Raw genomic sequence first — 18,035 nt, 5'->3', positions numbered from 1 at the left:
GCCCGTTTATACGAGTCTTGAACACCATGCTTGTGCCCTCTCCCTGGCGCGTCGACTTTCCGGCCATCGCCGCCCTGCAACGGCAAGACCAGACCTATCTGGACAGCGCCGCCACCGCGCAAAAACCTCAAGCCCTGTTGGACGCGATCAGCCATTACTACGCCAATGGCGCCGCCAACGTTCACCGTGCCCAGCATTTGCCGGGCGCCCACGCGACCCAGGCTTTCGAGGACAGTCGCAACAAGGTCGCGCAGTGGTTGAATGCAGGAGACAGCGGGCACATCGTCTTCACTCATGGCGCGACGTCGGCGCTGAACCTCTTGGCCTACGGCCTCGAGCACTTATTCAATGCGGGCGATGAACTAGTCATCAGCGCCCTGGAACACCACGCCAACCTGCTGCCCTGGCAGCAACTGGCCAAACGTCGCGCGCTGGAACTGGTGATCCTGCCGGTTGGCGACGACGGTATGATCGACCTTCAGGCCGCCGCCACGCTGATCGGCCCGCGCACGCGCCTGCTGGCGGTGAGCCAACTGTCCAACGTGCTGGGCACCTGGCAACCGCTGGAACCCTTGCTGGCCATGGCCAAGGCCGAGGGCGCGCTGACCGTGGTCGATGGCGCCCAGGGCATCGTCCACGGCCGCCACGACGTACAAGCGCTGGGCTGCGACTTCTACGTATTTTCCAGCCACAAACTCTACGGCCCGGACGGCGTCGGCGTGCTGTACGGCCGCACCCAAGCCCTGCAACAGCTGCGCCACTGGCAGTTCGGCGGCGAAATGGTGCAACAGGCCGATTACCACAGCGCCAGCTTCCGCCCCGCGCCGCTGGGGTTCGAGGCCGGCACCCCACCGATTGCCAGCGTGATCGGCCTGGGCGCCAGCCTGGATTACCTCAATTCACTGGATCAACCGGCGCTCATCGCCCACGAAGCCGCCCTGCACGAGTACCTGTTGCGCGGGCTGAAAGCGCGCAATGGCGTGCGCGTACTGGGCGCGCCGCAGGTGGCGTTGGTCAGTTTTGTGGTGGAAGGCGTGCATAACGCCGATCTTGCGCACTTGCTGACCGAACAGGGCATTGCCGTGCGCGCCGGCCATCATTGCGCAATGCCGCTGCTCAAGGCGATGCACTTGTCGGGAGCGATTCGCGTGTCCCTGGCGCTGTACAACAATTCCGATGATCTGGAGCGATTCTTCGAAGCGCTGGACCAGGCCCTGGATATGCTGCGATGAGCCTGCCGGCCGAGGCTGTCGGCGCGCTTGAGTCGTTTCAGGCAGTGGGCAGTTGGGAGCAACGCGCGCGCCTGCTGATGCAATGGGGCGAACGGCTGCCGCCGCTGGCGGACGAAGACAAGGTCGAGGCCAATCTGGTGCAGGGCTGCGAGAGCCTGGTATGGCTGGTCGGGCGTTTATCCGACGGCCACTGGCAGTTCGCCGCCAGCAGCGAAGCGCGCATGATCCGTGGGCTGGTGGCGTTGCTGCTGGCGCGGGTCAACGGGCTGTCGGCCGCCGAGTTGCAGGCGGTCGACTTGCCGGACTGGTTCAATCAACTGGGGCTGTCCCGCCAGTTGTCGCCGTCGCGCAGCAATGGCCTGAACGCCGTGCTGCAGCGCATGCGCGAACTAAGCCGTACATAAAACCCAATGTGGGAGGGGGCTTGCCCCCGATAGCGGTGGTTCAATCAATGTATTCAGTGACTGGCACTCTGCTATCGGGAGCAAGCCCCCTCCCACATTTGAATGGTGCAAGGCCTTGAGATTCAAGAAGGCTTGACCCGATCGGAAGGCCGGCGCACCCCGGCCACGATCTTGTCCACCGCCTTGGTCGCCGCCACCATGCCGAAGGTGGCCGTCACCATCATCACCGCGCCAAACCCGCCGGCGCAGTCCAGCTTCACGCCGTCGCCGACAAAACTCTTCTGCAAGCAGATGCTGCCGTCCGGCTTCGGATAGCGCAGTTGCTCGGTGGAAAACACACACGGCACGCTGTAATGGCGGGTCACCGTGCGCGAGAAGCCATAGTCACGGCGCAGGGTGGAGCGCACTTTCGAGGCCAGCGGGTCGTTGAAGGTGCGGTTCAGGTCGCAGACCTGGATCAACGTCGGGTCGATTTGCCCGCCAGCGCCGCCGGTGGTGATGATCTGGATCTTGCGGCGCTTGCACCAGGCGATCAGTGCCGCCTTGGCGTTGACGGCGTCGATGCAGTCGATCACGCAGTCGATGTTGGGGGTGATGTACTCGGCCATGGTCTCGCGGGTCACGAAATCCGCCACGGCATGCACCGTGCAGTCCGGGTTGATGCCGCGCAGGCGCTCAGCCATCACCTCGACCTTGGGCTTGCCCACGGTGCTGTCGAGGGCATGCAGCTGACGGTTGCTGTTGCTGACGCAGACATCATCCAAATCAAACAACGAGATCTCGCCCACCCCACAACGGGCGATGGCTTCCGCCGCCCATGAGCCTACGCCGCCGACGCCGACGATCGCCACATGGGCCGCTTTCAAGCGCTCCAGGCCTTCAATGCCATACAAGCGGGCGACGCCTGCAAACCGCGGATCTTCTGTACTCATGACCATTACCCCAAAAACCGGCGCGCATTATAGGGCTTTGCCAGGACAAGTTCGAAACTTCGCGATACACGTAAAGAACTTAGCTGGAGATTCGCGGACTAACGTCCGGCTTTTCTCAGTCTGCTGTACGCTCAGGGAAGGGCCGGTGTAGGATGCGCGCCGTTCGGCGTAGGCCGACACCTCTTTTCGTTCCACACCTTTTGGAACCCGAAATAGCCATGTCATCGCGTAAATTTGGACTCAACCTGGTGGTGGTGCTGGCAATTGCCGCGCTGTTCACCGGCTTCTGGGCGCTGATCAACCGCCCGGTCACTGCCCCCAACTGGCCTGAACAGATCTCCGGTTTTTCCTACTCGCCGTTTCAACAAGGCCAGTACCCACAGAAGGACCAGTACCCGACCGACGACCAGATGCGTCGCGATCTGGAGATCATGAGCAAGTTGACGGACAACATCCGGACCTACTCGGTCGACGGCACTCTGGAAGACATCCCCAAGCTGGCGGAAGAGTTCGGCCTGCGCGTCACCCTGGGGATCTGGATCAGCCCGGACCTGGAACGCAACGAACGCGAGATCCAGCGCGCCATCGAGATCGCCAACAGCTCGCGCAGCGTCGTGCGCGTGGTGGTCGGCAACGAAGCGTTGTTCCGTAAAGAGATCACCCCCGAAGCACTGATCGTGTTGCTGGATCGCGTGCGCGCGGCCGTCAAGGTGCCGGTGACCACCTCCGAGCAATGGCACATCTGGGAGCACAACCCACAACTGGCCAAGCACGTCGACTTGATCGCAGCGCACATCCTGCCGTACTGGGAACATATTCCGGTGGACCAGGCGGGCCAATTCGTACTCGACCGCGCACGGGATCTGAAGAAGACCTTCCCGAAAAAGCCGCTGCTGCTGTCGGAAGTCGGCTGGCCGAGCAACGGCCGCATGCGTGGCGGTGCTGATGCGTCTCCCGCCGACCAGGCAATTTACCTGCGCACGCTGGTGAACAAGCTGAACCGCCAGGGCTTCAACTACTTCGTGATCGAGGCCTTCGACCAACCGTGGAAAGCCAGCGACGAAGGCTCGGTCGGCGCCTACTGGGGCGTGTACAACGCCGCGCGTCAGCAGAAATTCAACTTCGAAGGACCGGTGGTCGCGATCCCGCAATGGCGCGTGCTGGCCATCGGTTCGGTGGTGCTTGCACTGCTGTCGTTGACCCTGCTGATGATCGACGGCTCGGCCCTGCGCCAACGCGGCCGGACCTTCCTGACCTTTATCGCGTTCCTGTGCGGTTCGGTGCTGGTGTGGATCGGCTACGACTACAGCCAGCAATACAGCACCTGGTTCAGCCTGACGGTCGGCTTCCTCCTGGCGCTCGGCGCCCTGGGCGTGTTTATCGTGCTGCTGGCCGAAGCCCATGAACTGGCGGAAGCGGTCTGGACCCACAAACGTCGGCGTGAATTCCTGCCGGTCGTGGGGGACTCGGACTACCGCCCGAAAGTGTCGATCCATGTGCCGTGCTACAACGAGCCGCCAGAGATGGTCAAACAGACCCTCGATGCCCTGGCCGCCCTCGACTACCCGGACTACGAAGTCCTGATCATCGACAACAACACCAAAGACCCGGCGGTGTGGGAACCGGTGCGCGACTACTGCGCAACCCTGGGCCCGCGCTTCAAGTTCTTCCACGTCGCGCCCCTGGCCGGTTTCAAGGGCGGCGCGTTGAACTACCTGATCCCGCACACCGCCAAGGATGCCGAAGTGATCGCGGTGATCGACTCGGACTACTGCGTGTCGCCGAACTGGCTCAAGCACATGGTGCCGCACTTCGCCGACCCGAAAATCGCCGTGGTGCAGTCGCCGCAGGATTATCGCGACCAGAACGAAAGCACCTTCAAGAAGCTCTGCTACGCCGAATACAAAGGCTTCTTCCATATCGGCATGGTCACCCGCAACGACCGCGACGCGATCATCCAGCACGGCACCATGACCATGACCCGTCGCTCGGTGCTCGAAGAGCTGGGCTGGGCCGACTGGTGCATCTGCGAAGACGCCGAACTCGGCCTGCGCGTGTTCGAGAAAGGCCTGTCGGCCGCGTATTACCACGAAAGCTACGGCAAGGGCCTGATGCCCGACACCTTCATCGACTTCAAGAAACAGCGTTTCCGCTGGGCCTATGGCGCGATCCAGATCATCAAGCGTCACACCGCCAGCCTGCTGCGCGGCAAGGACACCGAGCTGACCCGTGGCCAGCGCTACCACTTCCTCGCGGGCTGGTTGCCGTGGGTCGCGGATGGCATGAACATCTTCTTCACCGTCGGCGCGCTGTTGTGGTCGGCGGCGATGATCATCGTGCCGACCCGGGTCGACCCGCCGTTGCTGATTTTCGCGATCCCGCCGTTGGCGTTGTTCGTGTTCAAGGTGGGCAAGATCATCTTCCTGTACCGTCGTGCCGTGGGGGTTAACCTCAAGGATGCGTTCTGTGCGGCGCTGGCCGGCCTGGCGTTGTCCCACACCATCGCCAAAGCGGTGCTGTATGGCTTCTTCACCACCAGCATTCCGTTCTTTCGCACACCGAAAAACGCGGATAACCACGGCTTCTGGGTAGCGATTTCCGAAGCCCGCGAAGAGATGTTCATCATGCTGCTGTTGTGGGGCGCGGCGCTGGGGATCTACCTGGTGCAGGGCCTGCCGAGCGCCGACATGCGCTTCTGGGTGGTGATGCTGCTGGTGCAGTCGCTGCCGTATGTGGCGGCGTTGATCATGGCGTTCCTGTCGTCGCTGCCGAAACCGGCGCCGAAGGCAGAGCCGGCCACCGCGCTGTAAAAACGTGTGCAATGCACTAAACGGCGGCCTCTGGCCGCCGTTTTGCTATAAGATAACGGCCGTTTTGTAAGCCTTGCACATATCACTGTAGGAGCGAGCTTGCTCGCGAAAATCGTCAACGATCACGCGAACATCTTGAATGAACGCGGTGCTCTTGCGTTTTTCGCGAGCAAGCTCGCTCCTACAGTCAATTAGAACGTCGCCGCCTCGATTTCCGGAGTTTCCCATGACGGCCCATGCCGACCTTTCGCCGACCCTTCAACTTGCCATCGACCTGATCCGCCGTCCCTCGGTGACGCCGATCGACGCCGATTGCCAGAAGCTGATGATGCAGCGCCTGGGCGACGCCGGTTTCCAGCTTGAGCCGATGCGTATCGAAAACGTAGATAACTTCTGGGCCACCCACGGCAAGCACGACGGCCCGGTGCTGTGCTTTGCCGGCCACACCGACGTGGTCCCGACCGGGCCGGTACAGGCCTGGCAGAACGATCCGTTCGACGCGCTGATCGACGACCACGGCATGCTCTGCGGCCGCGGCGCGGCGGACATGAAAGGCAGCCTGGCGGCGATGCTGGTGGCGTCGGAGCGCTTCGTGCAGGACTACCCGGACCACAAGGGCTCGGTGGCCTTTCTGATCACCAGCGATGAAGAAGGCCCGGCGCACCACGGCACCAAGGCTGTGATCGAACGCCTGGCCGCGCGCAAGGAGCGTCTGGACTGGTGCATCGTCGGCGAACCATCCAGCACCAGCCTGGTCGGCGATGTGGTCAAGAACGGCCGTCGCGGCTCCCTCGGCGCTACCCTGACCGTGCGCGGCGTGCAAGGTCACGTGGCCTACCCGCACCTGGCGAAGAACCCGATCCACCTGGCTGCTCCGGCACTGGCGGAACTGGCCGCCGAGCATTGGGACGACGGCAACACCTTCTTCCCGCCGACCAGCTTCCAGATCTCCAACCTCAACGCCGGCACCGGCGCGACCAACGTGATCCCCGGTGACCTGACAGCGGTGTTCAACTTCCGCTTCTCTACCGAATCCACCGTGGAAGGCCTGCAACAGCGCGTTGCCGCGATCCTCGACAAACACGGCCTGGACTGGCACGTAGACTGGGCGCTGTCCGGCCTGCCGTTCCTCACCGAACCGGGGGCCTTGCTCGATGCGGTGTCCGCCAGCATCAAGGCGGTCACCGGTCGTGAGACCCAGGCGTCCACCAGCGGCGGTACGTCCGACGGGCGCTTCATCGCAACCCTCGGCACCCAGGTGGTCGAGTTGGGCCCGGTCAACGCGACGATCCATCAGGTCAACGAGCGCATTCTGGCCAGCGACCTCGACGTGCTGACCGAGATCTACTACCAGACCCTGATCAAGTTGCTCGCCTGATGCTGGCCTGTCCCATTTGCAGCGCACCGCTCAATGCGGTGGACAATGGCGTGGCGTGCCCGGTCGGACACCGTTTCGACCGCGCGCGCCAGGGTTACCTGAACCTGTTGCCGGTGCAGCACAAAAACAGCCGCGACCCGGGCGACAACCTCGCCATGGTCGAGGCGCGCCGCGACTTCCTCAACGCTGGCCACTACGCCCCGGTGGCCAAGCGCCTGGCGCAACTGGCCGCGCAACAAGCACCACAGCGCTGGGTGGACATCGGTTGTGGCGAGGGTTACTACACCGCACAAATCGCCGACGCCCTGCCCCACGCCGATGGCTATGCCCTGGATATCTCCAAGGAAGCGGTCAAGCGTGCGTGCAAGCGCAACCCGGCGCTGACCTGGTTGATCGCCAGCATGGCCCGCGTGCCGTTGGCCGATGCCAGCTGCCAGTTTCTCGCCAGCGTGTTCAGCCCGTTGGACTGGCAAGAGGCCAAACGCCTGCTCAGCCCCGGCGGCGGCTTGATGAAAGTCGGCCCGACCCGCGGTCACCTGATGGAGTTGCGCGAGCGCCTGTACGACGAAGTGCGCGAGTACACCGACGACAAACACCTGGCCCTGGTGCCGGACGGCATGAGCCTTGCGCACAGCGAAACCCTCGAGTTCACGCTGAGCCTGGCGGACCCGAAAGACCGTGCCAACCTGCTGGCCATGACCCCTCACGGCTGGCGCGCCAGCGCCGAGCGCCGCACCGAGGTGATCGAGCATGCCGAGCCGCTGCGGGTCAGCGTATCAATGCGCTACGATTATTTCGTGCTTCAATAACCGACTTTTCGGGCACTCCGCCCACCCTGAATCCGCGAATGGATTTTCGAATCCCGCAACGAGGAACATCCATGCGCCAACCTGATATCGAGATTTACCTGAAGGACGCCGACGTCGACCACAAGGCCATCGCCGCCTGGCTGGGCGCCGCCCTTGGCCCTTGCACCGCCTGGGTCCAGCGCGGCCAGACCTACAAGTGCACGGCCGGCGACGTGCCTGTTACCTGGCTGCCCAAGGCGGTAGGCAAATGGAACAGCCTGTACCTGGAAAGCGATCAGACCCCGTGGGAAGACGACATCGCCTGCGCCCGCGCCGCCTTTGCCGCGCTGAACGTCGAAGTGCGTTGCGCACCGGGCAGCTGGGTTGAGGAAGAAGGCGAGGAAAGCGCCGACACCTGGATTCGCATCAGCGAAGACGGTGAAGAACAGATCACCTGGAAAACCACCTGATCCGCAATTGCGAACCCAATCAAAATGTGGGAGGGGGCTTGCCCCCGATCGCGTTGGATCAGTCACTATATGTATTGACTGGCCCACCGCGATCGAGAGCAAGCCCCCTCCCACATGGGTTCTACGGTGTAACAAAAACCCGCATTACAAACCCACCACATCCTCTGCCTGCAAGCCCTTCTCGCCGCTCACCACGGCGTATTCCACCTGCTGGCCTTCGGCCAGGGAACGGTGCCCTTCACCGCGGATGGCGCGGTAGTGTACGAACACATCCTTGCCGTCTTCACGCTGAATAAAGCCATATCCCTTGGCATCGTTGAACCACTTCACATTACCGGTTTCGCGCGTTGTCATCTGTTCACTCCCACATGATTGTTATTGTCGAGTCGGTCGCGTTGAACTGCCGAGTATAAGACAGGCTCAAAAACGATCAACTCAACTTTACATCGCTGCTTTTTGCCGATTTTCGGTGAATACGGCACACTACCCACCCGAGCACCTGCTCGGTTTTTTCCACTTGAAGCAGCTCGCCTATGACCCGCTCCCCGTTCCGCCGTCTGGTGTTTGGCACCTTGCGCCGACTGTTGTACCTCTGGGTTCGCTCAGAGACGATCAACCAGTCGTCCCTTACCCTTAACCTCGACCGCAGCCGGCCGGTGTTCTACGTCCTGCAATCACCCTCCCTCACCGAATTGGCCGTGGTCGATACCGAGTGCACCAAGGCCGGCCTGCCGCGCCCGGTGCTGCCGGTAGCGGTCGGGCCGTTGCTGGAACCCGCGGCGTTCTTCTACCTCACGCCAGAGCCGGACTGGCTCGGCCGCCAGGACAAACGCGGCGCGCCGCCGACCCTGACCCGCCTGGTCAATACCCTCAGCGCGCACGCACAAGAGAATGCACAAATCATTCCGGTCAGCGTGTTCTGGGGACAGTCGCCCGACAGCGAGTCCAGCCCATGGAAACTGCTGTTCGCCGACAGCTGGGCCGTCACCGGGCGCCTGCGCCGGCTGCTGAGCATCCTGATCCTGGGGCGCAAGACCCGCGTCCAATTCTCCGCGCCTATCAACCTGCGTGAATTGATCGAGCACAATAAAGGCCACGAACGCACCGTTCGCATGGCCCAACGCATCCTGCGCGTACACTTTCGCAACCTGAAAACCGCAGTGATCGGCCCCGACCTGTCCCACCGCCGCAACTTGGTGAAGGGCTTGGTGAATATGCCGCTGGTGCGCCAGGCCATCCTCGATGAAGCCGAACGCGAGAAGATCAGCCCGGAAAAAGCCAAGGCCCTGGCCCTGCGCTACGGCAACGAAATCGCCTCGGACTACACCTACACCGCGATCCGCTTCCTGGAAGTGGTGCTGAGCTGGTTCTGGAACAAGATCTACGACGGCATCAAGGTCAATAACATCGAGGGTGTGCAACAGGTTGCTCAGGGTTACGAGGTGATCTATGTACCCTGCCACCGCAGCCATATCGACTACCTGCTGCTGTCCTACCTGCTGTTCAAAAACGGCCTGACCCCACCGCACATCGCCGCCGGCATCAACCTGAACATGCCGGTGATCGGCAGCCTGCTGCGCCGCGGCGGTGCGTTTTTCATGCGCCGCACCTTCAAGGGCAACCCGCTGTACACCTCGGTGTTCAACGAATACCTGCACACCCTGTTCACCAAGGGTTTCCCGGTGGAGTACTTCGTCGAAGGCGGACGCTCGCGCACCGGGCGCATGCTGCAACCGAAAACCGGCATGCTGGCGATCACGTTGCGCAGCTTCCTGCGCTCCTCGCGCATGCCGATCGTGTTCGTGCCGGTGTATATCGGTTACGAGCGTGTGCTCGAAGGCCGTACCTACCTCGGTGAGCTGCGCGGCGCGAGCAAGAAGAAAGAGTCGATCTTCGATATTTTCAAGGTGGTCGGTGCGCTCAAGCAGCGCTTTGGCCAGGTCGCGGTCAACTTCGGCGAACCGATCAAACTGGCGCAATTCCTCGACGCCGAACAACCGGGCTGGCGTGCCCAGGAACTGGGCCCGCACTACAAACCGGCGTGGCTCAACCAAACCACCAACCGCCTCGGCGAGCGGGTGGCGCGCCATTTGAACGAAGCGGCGGCGATCAACCCGGTGAACCTGGTGGCCCTGGCGCTGCTGTCGACCACGCGCCTGGCCCTGGACGAACAGGCCATGGCCCGCCAGTTGGACCTGTACCTGGCGCTGCTGCGCCGGGTGCCCTACTCACCGCATACCACCCTGCCCGAAGGGGATGGCATGGCGTTGATCAAGCACGTCAAGGACATGAACCTGCTGTCGGAACAGAGTGATGCCCTCGGCAAGATTCTGTACCTGGACGAGCAGAACGCCGTCCTGATGACCTACTACCGCAACAACGTGCTGCATATCTTTGCCTTGCCGGCGCTGCTGGCGAGCTTCTTCCAGAGCAGCTCGCGGATGAGCCGCGAGCAGATTCTGCGCTACACCCGTGCGCTGTACCCATACCTGCAGTCAGAGCTGTTTATCCGCTGGTCGCTGGAGGAACTGGACACGGTGATCGACCAGTGGCTGGAGGCGTTTGTCGAACAAGGCCTGCTGCGTTTCGAGAACAACGTGTACCTGCGCCCGGCGCCGAGTTCGCGGCACTTTGTGCTGCTGACACTGCTGTCCAAGAGCATCGCCCAGACCCTGCAACGCTTCTACATGGCGATTTCGCTGCTGCTCAACAGCGGCCGGAACAGCATCAGCGCCGAAGAGCTGGAAGACCTGTGTACGATCATGGCCCAGCGCCTATCGATCCTGCATGGCCTCAATGCCCCGGAGTTCTTCGACAAGAGCCTTTTCCGACATTTTATTCAGACGTTGCTGGAGCAAGATGTGCTGCGCCGCGACGAAGCCGGCAAGTTGAGCTATCACGACCTGCTCGGCGAACTGGCTGAAGGCGCGGCGAAACGGGTGCTGCCGGCTGAGATTCGCCTGTCGATCCGCCAGGTTGCCCTGCACCGCGTCGACGGCGCGGCCGAAGCGCCGGTCGAAGCCGAAGCCCGCAAACCGGAAGAAAGCCGCTAAATTGAATAAGGCGTCGCTGGGTTACGGCGCCGTTGAAAAGGAGCTGCACCATGAAAAAGATCATCCTCCTGGGCCTGACCGCCCTGCTCGGCGCCTGCCATTCCATGAATCCCGCGCCCAAGGCCAGCCTCGATGGCGAAGTGTTCTACCTGCAACGCATCGCGCTGCCGCCGACAGCCATCTTGAGCGTCAGCCTGCAGGACGTATCGCTGATGGACGCGCCGGCCGTGACCCTGGCCGAACAGAAAGGCCCGGTCAAAGGCCAGGTGCCATTGCCGTTCCACTTGAGCTATGACCCGGCCCAGGTCAAGCCGGGCCACAGTTACTCGGTCAGCGCTCGCATCGAAGTGGAGGGCAAGCTACTGTTCATCACCACCGAGCGGCACCCTGTGCAACTCAATGGCCAAGACGTTCAACCGCTGCGCCTGCGGGTTGATGCGGTCGCACACTGATTATTTCCAGATCATAAGGAAGCGCCCATGCTCCGTAATTCCCTTCGTCTCACCGCCCTGTGCGCCGGCCTGCTGCTCGGTGCCAACGCCATGGCCCTGGATCTTGGCAGCCTGTCCCAGGGCGACGCCGCCGGCGGCCTCAAGGATGCATTGACCCAAGGCGCACAGATCGCCGTGAAACAACTGGGTGTACCGGGTGGTTTCAGCAACAACCCCGACGTCAAGATCGGCCTGCCGGGAAAACTGGGCAAAGTCGCCGACAAGCTGAAGATGTTCGGCATGGGTGACCAGGTCGAGCAGTTGGAAACCAGCATGAACAAAGCCGCCGAAACCGCCGTGACCCAAGCCCAGCCAATCCTGGTCAACGCGGTGAAAAACATGAGCGTGAGCGATGCCAAGGGCATTCTCACCGGCGGCCAGGATTCGGCCACCCAGTACCTGAACAAAAGCAGCCGCGAAGCCATCCGCGCCAAGTTCCTGCCGATCGTCAAGGCCGCCACCGACAAGGTCGGCGTGGCGCAGCAGTACAACGCGCTTGCCGGCAAGGCCGCGGCGTTTGGCGCGGTCGATGCCAAAAGTGCCAACGTCGAAAACTATGTGACCGAACAAGCGCTGGATGGTTTGTTCAAGATGATTGCGCAGCAGGAAGAGACCATTCGCAAAAACCCGGCGGCAGCGGCGACCAGTCTGGCGAAGAAGGTGTTTGGCGCGCTGTAACGCCACGCGACCTGAGCGGAAAAAAAGGCCCTGACATCGTCAGGGCCTTGATTTTTCGCCGAACCGTCTATCAGGCCCCCGAACCAGGCGCCGCACGCTCACGCCCGGCAGCGTCGATGAGTAGGCTCAATAGTGGATGTGCGACGCTCGTCGGGCACCACCGTGAGACATGTGTGAGTGATGAGAGCTGGACGACGACGCATTGAAGTTATGGCTATCGTTGTTGATATTAATATTGATATCGCGATTGGCGTTTGGCTGATTCTGTCCAAACATATTTCCCAGCCCAAGCATCGAGCCCGCGACTTGCATCGGTAACGCCAGCAAAGGTAGTAAAAGCATACACACTCCTTCCTATTCAGATTAGCGCCAACTCACTGCCCCGCATCTCATACACGGGAACCGCTCGGTCGACTAATCCTGTGTGGAAGCAAGGGCAAAAATGGTTCCGTCCTGCGTGTGAAATACTGCCTCGCGTCAGTTGAAAATAGAATCGGCCAGGCGCCCCAATAGAACCGTGGCAAAACACCCGATGACCATCGAGGTTGCCCGGTTGATTCTCAACGGCGTCAGCCACGCCTTTTGCCCCCCTTCGAACCGACTGCCCAGCAAGATCCAGGCAAACCCTACAGGTATCACCACCAACGCGAGCGTGGTCATGAACCGGGCGTACCCTTGCAACGTGGCAAATGCGCTGATCGGCGCAATAAACGAAACAATCAGCAGGCCCTTGGGGTTCATCACCGTCAGCCAGAAGAAGTGCAGCCCAGAGAAACGGTCCGTACCTGGGTCGACGGCTGTGCTCTTGCGCTGCCACAACGTGAAGGACAGTTGGAGCAGATAGCAGATGGCAGCCGTCTGCGTCACTTTCACGACCCAGGGGGACCAGGCCGACACATAGAACAACACCGCCCCCCAAACAGAGACCTGAAGCAGGTACGCCAGGCATTCGATAAATGCCATGCGCCATGATGCTGCAAACCCAAACAGAACCCCTGCGCGCATTAACAGGGTATTGGTCGGTCCAGGAACGACCAGTAATAACACCAGAGCAGACACAGTCCCAAACATGAAAACTATCCTCGGGCGGAACTATTCAATGGTCTTCCCAGCGAAAGCGCTATTGCGTCAGCGTGATTGACCAGGCGACCGTCGCGACCATCAAAATCGCGAAGCTTACGTTAAGTCGTCGGCTCCAAGTGGGGTGGATGAATAACTTGCGCATTCGACTGCCGGCAAAGAGCCACAGAACGTCGAATACCACACACACCAGCAGACAGATCAAGGCTTTCGCACCTTGCTCCCAGGCAGGTGCGGCGCCCAGGGTGAAACTGCCCAGCAACGCGGCGAATGCGGCATAGGCCTTGATATTCGCCACACCCAGCACAAACCCGGCGCCCCAGCCCGGCGTGATCACGGACTGCTCATCCCTGATGGGCGGCGCGGTAGCAATCTGGTAGGCCAGCCACACAATATAAACAATGGAGATGACCGTCAGCGCCGTCGCCAGCATCGGAAAACTGTGCAGAACCACATAGAGGCCGGAAGCAACCAATGCCATCGCGATCACCAGGCCCAACGTGATCCCCACGAAAAACCGAGTTGAACGCCTCATGCCATAAGCAGCCCCACTCGCCGCCAGCGCCAGGGTCGCCGGGCCTGGACTGGCAAGCAGCGCGATGGCGGCGACGGCGAAGGTAAATATCGCCTGGTAAACGGACAGTGCAATGTCGGGCATACGCTTCCCCTTTGAAGAACATTCGTGACGGCTTAGCGAGGCAGCCCGTGTTCATGGCAGTAGTAGACGGCTCTGTGGTTTTTCATAAAGTCGATCACGCCATTGGATCCTCTTATGTCGGGCAAACTCATGACGCAGCGAAAATACTTTTTCGGCAGAGAAGTTATTATTGTGAAATTATTGCAAGCGAGCTTGCATCAAGTATGTAGTTCATCTCGCGCCCTCGACAATATAGATAAAGTTGCAATAGAAACATCACAACACAGCGTTAAGTGAGCGGCGCAATATTGCAGGGCCCGCTGATCAAACAATAGGTGGGCACCTTGAAAAGGTCTATTCTTTTTTCATCCGTGTATGGTATGTAAGATTTTCACGCGATTTCATCAAAATTCGTAAGGTCCATCTAATGAAAAAGCTTACAAAGGGCGACCAGACACTTGACCCTATTGATCGCGCGCTGATTGTCGCCCTCCACCAGAACGCCCGCGCGTCTATTCGCGCCCTCGGCCGACAGGTGGGGTTATCGGCCCCCGGCTGCAGCGAACGCCTCAAGCGTCTGGAAGGCTCGGGGGTCATCAGCGGGTTCAGCGTGGAGTTGGACGCCCAGGCCCTGGGCTTTGCATTGCAAGCGCTGGTCAGGGTTAAACCCCTGACTGGAAAATTCCAACAGGTTGAACAGTTGCTCGCGCAAATGGCTGAATGTGTGGTGTGCTACAAAATCACCGGGGACGACAGTTTTGTCTGCCATCTTTATATCGACTCAGTTGCCCACCTGGACCTGACCCTTCAAAAGATCGCCCCCCTGGCCGACACTAATACATCGATTATAAAAACCGTCGAGAAGAAACTGCCGGCCCTCTGATTAGTCCTGTGGGAGATATCCTGGCGCTATTAACCGCTGTCGCGGCTTCAGGCATTCCCCACTCACCTTACACTTTCTTCAGCGTGCATCAGGCGTAGGCACTTATATACATACGCCTGTTCTCCTTACTCTTGGTCACCCGTTTTCCTGACACGAAACCATGCAGCATAAAGCGCGGGCAGGAACAGCAACGTCAATGCCGTCGCCACAATCAACCCGCCCATGATCGCCACTGCCATCGGCCCGAAGAACACACTGCGTGACAGCGGGATCATCGCGAGTACCGCCGCGAGGGCGGTGAGAACAATCGGCCGGAAGCGTCGGACAGTGGCTTCGATAATCGCCTGCCACGGCGCCAGCCCTGCCTTGATGTCCTGTTCGATCTGGTCCACCAGAATCACCGAGTTGCGCATGATCATTCCTGACAGGGCGATGGTGCCGAGCATGGCCACGAAGCCGAAGGGTTGGCGGAACACCAGCAGGAACAGCGTGACCCCGATCAGCCCCAGAGGCGCCGTGAGAAATACCATTACCGTGCGTGAGAAGCTGCGCAGTTGCAGCATCAGCAGCGTCAGCACCACCACGATAAACAGCGGCACACCGGCCTTGACCGAATTCTGCCCGCGGGCCGAGTCCTCGACGGTACCGCCGACGTCCAGCAGGTAGCCGTCCGGCAGTTCGGCACGCACGCCTTCGAGGGTCGGCAGGATCTGCTGAACCAGGGTCGCCGGTTGTTCCTTGCCGTAGATGTCGGCGCGCACGGTTACGGTGGGCAGGCGGTTACGGTGCCAGATGATGCCTTCCTCGAAGCCGTATTCGAGGGTGGCGATCTGCGACAGCGCGACGCTTTTGCCGTTGTCGGTCGGCACGGCCAGGCTCGGCAGCAGCGACAGTTCAGTGCGCTCATGGACAGTGCCGCGCAGGAGAATTTCGATCAACTCGTTGTCTTCCCGGTACTGGCTGACGCTGGCGCCGGTCAGAGAACTCTGCAGGAATTTCGACAGGTTGGCGGTACTCACACCGAGGGCGCGCGCACGGTCCTGGTCGATATTGAGGTAGACGATCTTGCTCGGTTCCTCCCAGTCCAGATGCACGTTAGCTACGTGGGTATTTTCGCGCACCTTGGCCGCCACTTTACGCGCCAGGGCACGGACTTCGTCGATATGCTCGCCGGTCACGCGAAACTGCACCGGGTAACCCACGGGCGGGCCGTTTTCCAGGCGTGTGACCCGTGAACGCAGGTCGGGGAACTGCTCGTTGAGGGTTTCGATCAACCAGATGCGCAGGCTTTCGCGCTCTTCGATGGACTTGGCCAACACCACGAACTGCGCAAAGCTGGCGGCCGGCAGTTGCTGGTCGAGGGGCAGATAGAAGCGCGGCGAACCGGTGCCGACATAGGCCACGTAGTTGTCGATGCCGGCGTGTTCCTTGAGCAGGGCTTCCAGGCGCTTGACCTGGCCAGCGGTGTTGCTCAGAGACGCGCCCTCGGCGAGTTTCAGGTCGACCATCAACTCCAGGCGGCCGGAAGCCGGGAAGAACTGTTGCGGCACAAAACGAAACAGTGCGACCGAGCCGACAAACAGCAGCAGCGTCAGCACGATCACGGTCTTGCGCCGACTGACACACCACTCCAGCAAACGCCTGACACGCTGGTAGAACGGTGTGCCGTAGGGATCGGGACCGTCAGCGCCGTGTTTAGCCGCATGAATTTTCGCCAAGTCCGGCAGGAGTTTTTCGCCCAGGTACGGCACGAACACCACGGCCGCGACCCACGAGGCGAGCAACGCGATGGTCACTACCTGGAAGATCGAACGGGTGTATTCACCGGTACTCGACTGCGCGGTGGCAATCGGCAGGAAGCCGGCCGCCGTGATCAGCGTACCGGTCAGCATCGGGAACGCGGTACTGGTCCAGGCAAAACTGGCCGCTTTAAGGCGGTCGTACCCCTGCTCCATTTTGATCGCCATCATTTCCACGGCGATGATCGCGTCATCCACCAGCAAGCCCAGGGCCAGCACCAGCGCGCCGAGGGAGATCTTATGCAAGCCGATGCCGAGGTAGTACATGCAGGCAAAGGTCATCGCCAGCACCAGCGGAATCGCCAGGGCCACGACCATGCCAGTGCGTATACCGAGGGAGAAAAAACTCACCAGCAAGACAATGCCCAGCGCCTCGGCCAACACCCGGACGAATTCTCCGACACCGGTTTTCACCGCCGCCGGTTGGTCCGACACCTTGCGCAGTTGCATGCCCGCCGGAAGGTTCTTCTGCAGGCGTGCGAACTCGCCTTCGAGGGCTTTGCCCAACACCAGAATGTCGCCGCCCTCGTGCATGGCGACGGCCAGACCGATCGCGTCTTCGCCCATAAAGCGCATGCGCGGCGCCGGTGGATCATTGAAGCCACGGTGGATGTCGGCCACATCGCCAATACGGAAGGTTCGGTCGCCTACACGAATCGGGAAGCTGCGAATCTCTTCCACACTCTTGAAGTTACCCGACACCCGCAGTTGCACGCGCTCAGTCGGAGTTTCAAAGAAGCCGGCAGTGGAGACCGCGTTCTGCTCCTGCAGCGCTTGTTGAACAGCGGCCAGCGGTAAGCCGAGCGTGGCGAGTTTGAGGTTGGACAGCTCGATCCAGATCTTCTCATCCTGCAGGCCGAGCAGTTCGACCTTGCCCACATCCGGCACGCGCTGCAGTTGAATCTGGATGCGGTCGGCGTAGTCCTTGAGCACGGCATAGTCAAAGCCGTCGCCAGTCAGGGCGTAGATATTGCCGAAGGTGGTGCCGAATTCATCGTTGAAAAACGGTCCCTGGATATCCGGCGGCAAGGTCTGGCGAATATCGCTGATCTTCTTGCGCACCTGGTACCACAGCTCGGGAATCTGCGCCGAGCGCATGGCGTCGCGGGCGATGAAGGTGACCTGGGATTCGCCGGGGCGCGAGAAAGACACAATGCGCTCGTACTCACCGGTCTCCATGAGCTTTTTCTCGATGCGTTCGGTGACCTGGCGCGACACGTCCTGGGCCGTGGCACCGGGCCAATTGGTCTTGATCACCATGGCCTTGAAGGTGAACGGCGGGTCTTCGCTTTGCCCAAGCTTGGTGTAGGACAAAGTGCCGACCACCGCCAGCAGGAGCATCAGGAACAGTACGATCTGGCGATTACGCAACGCCCATTCGGAAAGATTGAAACCCATCG

General features: G+C 61.0%; 15 protein-coding genes. 10 read left to right on the top strand and 5 right to left on the bottom strand.

Annotated elements, in window-relative coordinates; all coding sequences use genetic code 11:
• Positions 1-26 precede the first annotated feature (26 nt).
• Together NR164_RS17475 and NR164_RS17470 are read left to right on the top strand one after the other, a co-directional pair.
• Positions 27-1,232 (top strand): aminotransferase class V-fold PLP-dependent enzyme, encoded by a 1,206-nt coding sequence (locus tag NR164_RS17475; RefSeq protein ID WP_079442985.1) that lies wholly within the window; start codon positions 27-29, stop codon positions 1,230-1,232.
• Positions 1,229-1,636, top strand: coding sequence for a SufE family protein (locus tag NR164_RS17470; RefSeq protein WP_017844731.1), 408 nt, complete (start codon positions 1,229-1,231; stop codon positions 1,634-1,636). Before NR164_RS17475 ends, NR164_RS17470 begins: the two co-directional genes overlap by 4 nt.
• Positions 1,637-1,758: 122 nt before the next feature.
• Here NR164_RS17470 and tcdA read toward each other — a convergent pair whose 3' ends face one another.
• Entirely contained in the window at positions 1,759-2,568 is an 810-nt protein-coding gene (gene tcdA / locus NR164_RS17465; RefSeq protein WP_026139765.1) for a tRNA cyclic N6-threonylcarbamoyladenosine(37) synthase TcdA, read from the bottom strand.
• A gap of 218 nt (positions 2,569-2,786) precedes the next feature.
• Between tcdA and NR164_RS17460 the strand changes: the two genes are divergently transcribed.
• From NR164_RS17460 to NR164_RS17445, 4 genes are all read left to right on the top strand, one after another.
• A complete protein-coding gene (locus tag NR164_RS17460; protein WP_046384473.1) occupies positions 2,787-5,378 on the top strand; it encodes a glycosyltransferase in 2,592 nt (863 codons plus the stop codon).
• Between the two features lie 226 nt (positions 5,379-5,604).
• A complete protein-coding gene (gene dapE, locus NR164_RS17455; protein WP_046384474.1) occupies positions 5,605-6,756 on the top strand; it encodes a succinyl-diaminopimelate desuccinylase in 1,152 nt (383 codons plus the stop codon).
• Positions 6,756-7,565 carry a putative RNA methyltransferase gene (locus tag NR164_RS17450; protein ID WP_046490165.1) on the top strand — a complete coding sequence of 270 codons (810 nt, stop codon included), beginning with the start codon at positions 6,756-6,758 and terminating at the stop codon, positions 7,563-7,565. Before dapE ends, NR164_RS17450 begins: the two co-directional genes overlap by 1 nt.
• A gap of 71 nt (positions 7,566-7,636) precedes the next feature.
• Positions 7,637-8,014, top strand: coding sequence for a hypothetical protein (locus NR164_RS17445; RefSeq protein ID WP_046490163.1), 378 nt, complete (start codon positions 7,637-7,639; stop codon positions 8,012-8,014).
• A 144-nt stretch (positions 8,015-8,158) separates the two neighbouring features.
• Here NR164_RS17445 and NR164_RS17440 read toward each other — a convergent pair whose 3' ends face one another.
• Complete coding sequence (locus tag NR164_RS17440) at positions 8,159-8,368, bottom strand: cold-shock protein (protein WP_017844724.1); 210 nt, start codon at positions 8,366-8,368, stop codon at positions 8,159-8,161.
• A gap of 179 nt (positions 8,369-8,547) precedes the next feature.
• On the opposite strand from NR164_RS17440, the gene plsB reads away from it, so the two are divergent.
• The 3 genes from plsB to NR164_RS17425 are packed head-to-tail and all read left to right on the top strand — an operon-like array spanning position 8,548 to position 12,236.
• Positions 8,548-11,067, top strand: a complete 2,520-nt coding sequence (gene plsB, locus NR164_RS17435) for a glycerol-3-phosphate 1-O-acyltransferase PlsB (RefSeq protein ID WP_046384476.1) — start codon at positions 8,548-8,550, stop codon at positions 11,065-11,067.
• A 50-nt stretch (positions 11,068-11,117) separates the two neighbouring features.
• Positions 11,118-11,519 (top strand): YbaY family lipoprotein, encoded by a 402-nt coding sequence (locus tag NR164_RS17430; protein ID WP_046384477.1) that lies wholly within the window; start codon positions 11,118-11,120, stop codon positions 11,517-11,519.
• A 27-nt stretch (positions 11,520-11,546) separates the two neighbouring features.
• Positions 11,547-12,236: a DUF4197 domain-containing protein gene (locus NR164_RS17425; protein ID WP_017844721.1), complete on the top strand. Its 690-nt coding sequence runs from the start codon at positions 11,547-11,549 to the stop codon at positions 12,234-12,236.
• A gap of 477 nt (positions 12,237-12,713) precedes the next feature.
• Here the strand turns inward: NR164_RS17425 and NR164_RS17420 are convergent, their stop codons facing one another.
• The gene (locus NR164_RS17420) at positions 12,714-13,307 is read right to left on the bottom strand and encodes a LysE family translocator (RefSeq protein ID WP_057004712.1); all 594 of its coding nucleotides are present in this window, start codon (positions 13,305-13,307) and stop codon (positions 12,714-12,716) included.
• Between the two features lie 49 nt (positions 13,308-13,356).
• On the bottom strand, positions 13,357-13,974 hold the full coding sequence (locus NR164_RS17415; protein WP_079442981.1) for a LysE family translocator: 618 nt from the start codon (positions 13,972-13,974) through the stop codon (positions 13,357-13,359).
• Positions 13,975-14,380: 406 nt separating this feature from the next.
• Between NR164_RS17415 and NR164_RS17410 the strand changes: the two genes are divergently transcribed.
• The gene (locus NR164_RS17410) at positions 14,381-14,836 is read left to right on the top strand and encodes an Lrp/AsnC family transcriptional regulator (RefSeq protein ID WP_046490157.1); all 456 of its coding nucleotides are present in this window, start codon (positions 14,381-14,383) and stop codon (positions 14,834-14,836) included.
• A gap of 125 nt (positions 14,837-14,961) precedes the next feature.
• On the opposite strand, the gene NR164_RS17405 is transcribed toward NR164_RS17410, so the two are convergent.
• Positions 14,962-18,033, bottom strand: coding sequence for an efflux RND transporter permease subunit (locus NR164_RS17405; protein WP_079442980.1), 3,072 nt, complete (start codon positions 18,031-18,033; stop codon positions 14,962-14,964).
• Between the last annotated feature and the right edge of the window lie 2 nt (positions 18,034-18,035).

Origin of the sequence: Pseudomonas sp. Pse79 (assembly GCF_024519615.1) — a bacterium.
GTDB lineage: Bacteria > Pseudomonadota > Gammaproteobacteria > Pseudomonadales > Pseudomonadaceae > Aquipseudomonas > Aquipseudomonas veronii.
This window is presented reverse-complemented; position numbering and strand designations above follow the sequence as displayed.